This is a genomic window from Globicatella sulfidifaciens DSM 15739, assembly GCF_900167405.1.
Lineage (GTDB): Bacteria > Bacillota > Bacilli > Lactobacillales > Aerococcaceae > Globicatella > Globicatella sulfidifaciens.
On the sequence record NZ_FUWO01000033.1, the window covers coordinates 1 to 5,568 of the forward strand.

Sequence of the window (5,568 nt, forward strand, 5' to 3'; positions counted from 1 at the left end):
GATTACCCAAGTCCGGCTGAAGGGAACGGTCTTGAAAACCGTCAGGCGTGTAAGAGCGTGCGTGGGTTCGAATCCCACATCCTCCTTATATATAATATTATCGCGGGGTGGAGAAGCTGGCATCTCGTCGGGCTCATAACCCGAAGGTCGTAGGTTCGAATCCTACCCCCGCAATTGGTTCCGTGGTGTAGGGGTTAACATGCCTGCCTGTCACGCAGGAGATCGCGGGTTCAAATCCCGTCGGGACCGTCGATGCGGGTGTAGTTTAGTGGTAAAACTACAGCCTTCCAAGCTGTTGTCGCGAGTTCGATTCTCGTCACCCGCTTCACGACTCACTTCGGTGAGTCTTTTTTTATAGTTAGGAGGAAACATTTTTGTTAAGCGAAGATAAATTACGTCGAATTAATGAACTATCGAAAAAGAAGAAAGAGCATGGTTTGACTGATGCTGAATTAAAAGAACAATCTGTACTAAGGGAAGAGTATTTACAAAACTTACGTAAAGGTTTTCGAAACCATATTGAAGGATTAAAAATAGTTGATGAAGAAGGAAATGATGTCACTCCTGATAAATTGAAGGCGATTCAAAAAGAAAAACGTATCCATAATCGTCATAATGAGGATTAATTAGATTAATACTTTTATTTTTAATCATTCTTTAGTATTATATATAATGTATTTAGTTAGGAAAGTGAGGGAATAGTATGTTACCAACATGGGCATGGTTAATTATCGTTGTAATTGGTATTATCGCTGGTTTCGTAGGAGGCTTTTTTGCTGCTCGTCGTTATATGATGAATTACTTTAAAGAAAACCCACCAATTGATGAGCGTATGATTACACAAATGATGGCGCAAATGGGTCAAAAACCATCTAAGAAAAAAGTTCAACAAATTCTAAATAGTATGAAAATGCAACAACAATAGACTTTATAGACTTTATAGACTGTTTGACGAGTTAAAATAAACTTTGTCATCAGTCTTTTTTATATTCTTCGTTGAATAGGCACAAAATGGGTATTTTAATCAATCATTTTTAATGATGATTGATATAAACTTGAATAATGTAGTCATGTTATGGGTCGTTAATTATCATCGCTATTGTTGATTGGCATTAAACAGCGTTTTAAAAATTTTTTTGAAACTGACTTGATTGTACAGCGGGCTAAGTGAAAATTATTCAATTTACTATTTCTTGCGGATGCTAGTGATTGTTTTTATGTGCTTAAGCATACGTAAAAAATTTACTAAAAGTTATCCTTATGCTTTAGTTTGATGGAGGATGTCACTTATGTAACTTCGTAACAATATTTTTTTGTAATTTGGAAATATTAAATACTTCTTATATATGATCGAATCTTATGCTCTTATTGATTGGAGCAGTATTAGCAGGTATAGCGATTATCTTATCGGTTATAAAAACAAGACATTCTAACAAGCATTTTACTTTATAATCATAAAGAGATATGGCATAATACTTCTTATGAATTATTGAAAATCCAATTATTACTTAGATAATATTCGAAAAGTATTGGGTTCTATTAGGAGGAAATTTTATATGTTATTTGAGAACATTATCGAAACAGTAGGAAATACACCTTTAGTAAAGTTACCTAATCCAAATCAGGATCGTGCTGATATTTATGTTAAAGTAGAAAGTTTCAACCCAAGTGCAAGTATTAAAGATCGTGCTGCAAAATTTATTTTACAAGATTTATTAGATAAAGGAGTCTTAAAAGCGGGTGGCACTATTATTGAGGCAACTAGTGGAAATACTGGAGTCGCTTTAGCTATGATGGGGGCTGCATTAGGAATCAAAGTTATTTTAGTAATGCCAGAAACTATGACGATTGAACGTCGAAACTTAATGGCGGCTTATGGGGCGGATCTAGTATTAACTCCTGGTTCAGAAGGAATGAAGGGTGCTACTGCCAAAGCAGAAGCTTTAGCTGAGGAATTATCGGCACCTATTTTTGGACAATTCACTAATGAAGCGAATATTAAAGCACATCGAGAAACAACCGGTAAAGAAATCTTAGAAGACTTAGAACAAGTGGACGGTTTTGTGGCTGGTGTGGGGACCGGTGGTACTGTTTCGGGTACAGGATTCACTTTAAAGGAAGCAAATGCTGAGACGATTGTTTGGGCGGTTGAACCGATTGCTTCACCAATGTTAAGCGAAGGGCATGCAGGCCCCCATAAAATTCAAGGAATTGGGGCAAATTTTGTACCTGATAATTATAAAGCTGAAGTTGTAGATCGTGTTTATACAGTTTCTAATGAAGATGCGATCGAATCAACAAAATCATTGGCTAAAACAGCAGGATTGTTAGTGGGTATCTCATCAGGTGCTAATGTCTTTGCGGCTACAGAATTAGCAAAAGAATTAGGATATGGAAAAACAGTGGTGACCGTTTTACCAGATACAGGTGAACGTTACTTATCTGCAGGGTTGTTTAATGCTTAAATTATTTAAGTTTTGGTGGGAGGAAGCCAAATGGGCTTATCAACAAGATCCTTCTTGTACTAGTGTGGTACAAGCTTTTCTATTATTTCCAGGCATAAAAGCTAGACGATATCATACCTTGAGTCATTGGTTATATCGACGTCAGCATTTATTTTTAGCTCGTTGGGTCTCCGAAAGAGCCAAAACTAAGACTGGTATCGATATTCATCCAGGTGCTCAAATTGGGCATCATCTATTTATTGACCATGGTACCGGAGTCGTAATAGGTGAAACGGTCATCATTGGCAATCGTGTAACGATTTTCCATGGTGTAACTTTAGGCGGAACCGGTAAGGAGAAAGGGATTAAACGTCACCCAACTGTTGAATCAGATGTGATCTTAGGGGCAGGCGCAACGGTTTTAGGAAATATTACTATTGGACAAGGTGCTAAAGTAGGTGCTGGTGCTGTGGTGTTAAAGTCAGTACCTCAAAATGTGACTGCTGTTGGAATACCGGCAAAATATTATCAAACAAAAGATATACCTGATAATAGTGTTCCACCAGAATGGTTTATTTAATAAAATATGTTTTTTATGTGATTAAAAATATTAAGGATATGTAATTAATCATTTAACAATTCATCTTTGAGAGACTGGCTTAAACTTGATTAATTTAGTCAACTTAGTGCTTGTTAGTTTATAGCGCATTGGTTAAGTGCGGTGAATAAACGAAGCGAAAATCATTCGATTTTCTACTTCTGATTCACTCCCTATTTTTTAATCAATAAATAACTTAGTTAAGACAAGTTAACACCTTACAAAATAGAATTATTAGAATTACATTTAGTTTGATTTTTGAGCCTGTTCTAATCGCTTTTGGAAAATTTAAAATGTATGAAATTTAGTATTGTTAATTTTGATAAGCACCCTAACCTCACTGAAAACACTATATTTAGTGTTCGAGTAAAAATTAAACACAATATATAGTTGCAATAGCAGTAAAGATAGGGTAGTATATAGTCATTGACAATCAGTCGATAATCAAATCGACGGAAAGAGAGTGGATTATGAAAAATGTAACTGTTTATTCAAAACCAAATTGTATGCAATGTAATTTTACCAAAAAATTCTTAGAAGATAATTCTGTAGAATATACAATGATTGATGTTTATGAAAATGAAGAAGCATTAAATAAAATTAAGGAAATGGGCTTCCAATCTTTACCAGTAGTAGAAATTGAAGGCGAAGAACCATTCTTTGGTTTTAGACCTGATCGCTTAGCAAAATTAGCGGTATAAATCAATATGATTCAGATTTACTCGATTAATTAGTTATTAGACTAATAGTCGAGTTTTTTTGTTATTAGGAGTTTTGATCAAATAGTTTAGGTGAGCAATATTACTCAGTTTATTCGCACTGAATAGTATAGAGCTTTTATTAAAAAGTAATTTTAATAACGGGTTACTAATAGAAAATTTGTTGCAAATAAATTACCATACTCGATGATGCTGATTGTCCATGTGGACTTTTAAGCCCAAAAAGATTCTGGCATAATAGATTAATTTCATTAGTAAAGAGAGGAAATCAATTGGAAAACATCATTTTACTAACAAATAACTTGTTCGACTACTTTATTAATCATTTAAATGCTCAAACTTTTTTTATTGTATATTTAATTATTCTAAATGTCAGTTCGCTGTTCGCGATGCTTTGGGATAAATGGATGGCTATTAAAAAGGCGCAAAGGATTTCAGAGCAGACCTTATTAGCCATGGGGTTCTTTGGCGGTGGACTTGGAGGATTAGTGGGAATGTTTCTTTTTCGGCATAAAATTCGTAAACCTTATTTTACGATTGTTTATCTAGCGGGTATCTTTTTAGTAGTGTTGGTATATTATCAATTTTTTGCTTCACTATTTTAAATTTGTTATACTTATTTCAATTAGAATGGAGGTTTTATAAATGACTGATTGTATTTTTTGTAAAATAATAAATGGAGAAATTCCTTCTGCAAAGGTCTATGAAGATGATTTGGTGTATGCCTTTTTAGATATTTCTCAAACAACTCCTGGTCATACATTATTAGTTCCGAAAGAACATGTGCAAGATATTTTTGATTATTCACCAACATTAGCGGGGGATGTGTTGTCACGTTTACCAAAAATTGCGAAAGGATTAGATAAAGCATTTCCAGATATGTTAGGTTTAAATATTTTAAATAACAATCGCGAGGCAGCTTACCAAACGGTGTTTCATTCACATTGGCATCTCATTCCACGTTATGGTGAAAAAGATGGCTTTGGTTTGACATTTACTAATCATATGGATGATGTATCGAAAGAACAGCTAGCATCTTTAGCTGACCAAATTACGCAAGGGATTAGTGAGGTGACTGAATAATGAAACAAACTTTTAGGTCCGGCTTATTTTGGGGTGCTGTGATAGGAGCAGCCATTGGTCTACTCAATGCACCACGAAAAGGTTCCGAAACACGTACGCAATTGAAGGAATTTAAAGAGCAAACTCAAAGCGATGTGACCGACTTGAAATTTAAAGTAGATCATTTGAATACTGTTGTCGATCAAGTAAAAAATGATGGTGTCCAAAAGACTCAGGCATTGGTTGAAGAATTACAAGGTGATATTAAACATTTTATGGAAAATAATCAACCACGTATTAATCGCATTCAAAGAAGAATCGAGACATTGAAAGATAATTTAGAAGAAAATATGAACAATCTAGCAAAGGCATCAGAAAATTAGTATTTTTCTCTTAGTGTAAAATAATTGTTGGTCAGCTAAAAGCAAAAAAGATAATCCTCTGCTATACTGTAAGTAGGTAAAAACACACAGAAAGGTAGAGGATTATCCATGAGTATTATAACACAAATTATGCAAGAAATTAATGAAATGATGGCAGATTTATATAATCAAGCGATTCAAGGTGGAGTAGACTTTTCAACATGCATCCAAACCATTAGCGATACGATGCGTCAACTCTCAGTCGATTTAGGAGAAGATCTCTGTACAACAATTGAGGAATCACTCTTTGAAAGTCCTGGAAGAAAAGCAAGATATAGCGTTCATCGTAGCAATGATGAAAAAACAATCTCCACACTGATTGG

General features: G+C 34.6%; 8 protein-coding genes, 3 tRNA genes and 1 pseudogene. All 12 read left to right on the plus strand.

Going from position 1 to position 5,568, the window contains the following annotated elements:
* Nucleotides 1–101 precede the first annotated feature (101 nt).
* Nucleotides 102–174, plus strand: a tRNA-Met gene (locus tag B5D12_RS09835).
* Nucleotides 175–176: 2 nt separating this feature from the next.
* A tRNA-Asp gene (locus B5D12_RS09840) sits at nt 177–249 on the plus strand.
* Between the two features lie 5 nt (nt 250–254).
* Nucleotides 255–325 (plus strand) — tRNA-Gly (locus B5D12_RS09845).
* A gap of 49 nt (nt 326–374) precedes the next feature.
* Nucleotides 375–626, plus strand: coding sequence for a DUF896 domain-containing protein (locus B5D12_RS09850; RefSeq protein ID WP_078756640.1), 252 nt, complete (start codon nt 375–377; stop codon nt 624–626).
* Between the two features lie 77 nt (nt 627–703).
* Nucleotides 704–925, plus strand: coding sequence for a YneF family protein (locus B5D12_RS09855; protein ID WP_071408700.1), 222 nt, complete (start codon nt 704–706; stop codon nt 923–925).
* 631 nt (nt 926–1,556) lie between these two features.
* Entirely contained in the window at nt 1,557–2,465 is a 909-nt protein-coding gene (gene cysK / locus B5D12_RS09860) for a cysteine synthase A (protein WP_078756641.1), read from the plus strand.
* A complete protein-coding gene (gene epsC / locus B5D12_RS09865) occupies nt 2,458–3,024 on the plus strand; it encodes a serine O-acetyltransferase EpsC (protein WP_078756642.1) in 567 nt (188 codons plus the stop codon). Before cysK ends, epsC begins: the two co-directional genes overlap by 8 nt.
* A gap of 488 nt (nt 3,025–3,512) precedes the next feature.
* Nucleotides 3,513–3,743: a glutaredoxin-like protein NrdH gene (nrdH, locus tag B5D12_RS09870; RefSeq protein WP_078756643.1), complete on the plus strand. Its 231-nt coding sequence runs from the start codon at nt 3,513–3,515 to the stop codon at nt 3,741–3,743.
* 290 nt (nt 3,744–4,033) lie between these two features.
* On the plus strand, nt 4,034–4,366 hold the full coding sequence (locus B5D12_RS10325) for a DUF1294 domain-containing protein (RefSeq protein WP_200803029.1): 333 nt from the start codon (nt 4,034–4,036) through the stop codon (nt 4,364–4,366).
* 40 nt (nt 4,367–4,406) lie between these two features.
* On the plus strand, nt 4,407–4,844 hold the full coding sequence (locus tag B5D12_RS09880; RefSeq protein ID WP_078756644.1) for an HIT family protein: 438 nt from the start codon (nt 4,407–4,409) through the stop codon (nt 4,842–4,844).
* The gene (locus tag B5D12_RS09885; protein ID WP_078756645.1) at nt 4,844–5,206 is read left to right on the plus strand and encodes a YtxH domain-containing protein; all 363 of its coding nucleotides are present in this window, start codon (nt 4,844–4,846) and stop codon (nt 5,204–5,206) included. Before B5D12_RS09880 ends, B5D12_RS09885 begins: the two co-directional genes overlap by 1 nt.
* Before the next feature lie 108 nt (nt 5,207–5,314).
* Nucleotides 5,315–5,568, plus strand: a pseudogene (locus B5D12_RS09890) (ISLre2 family transposase); the annotation flags it as partial.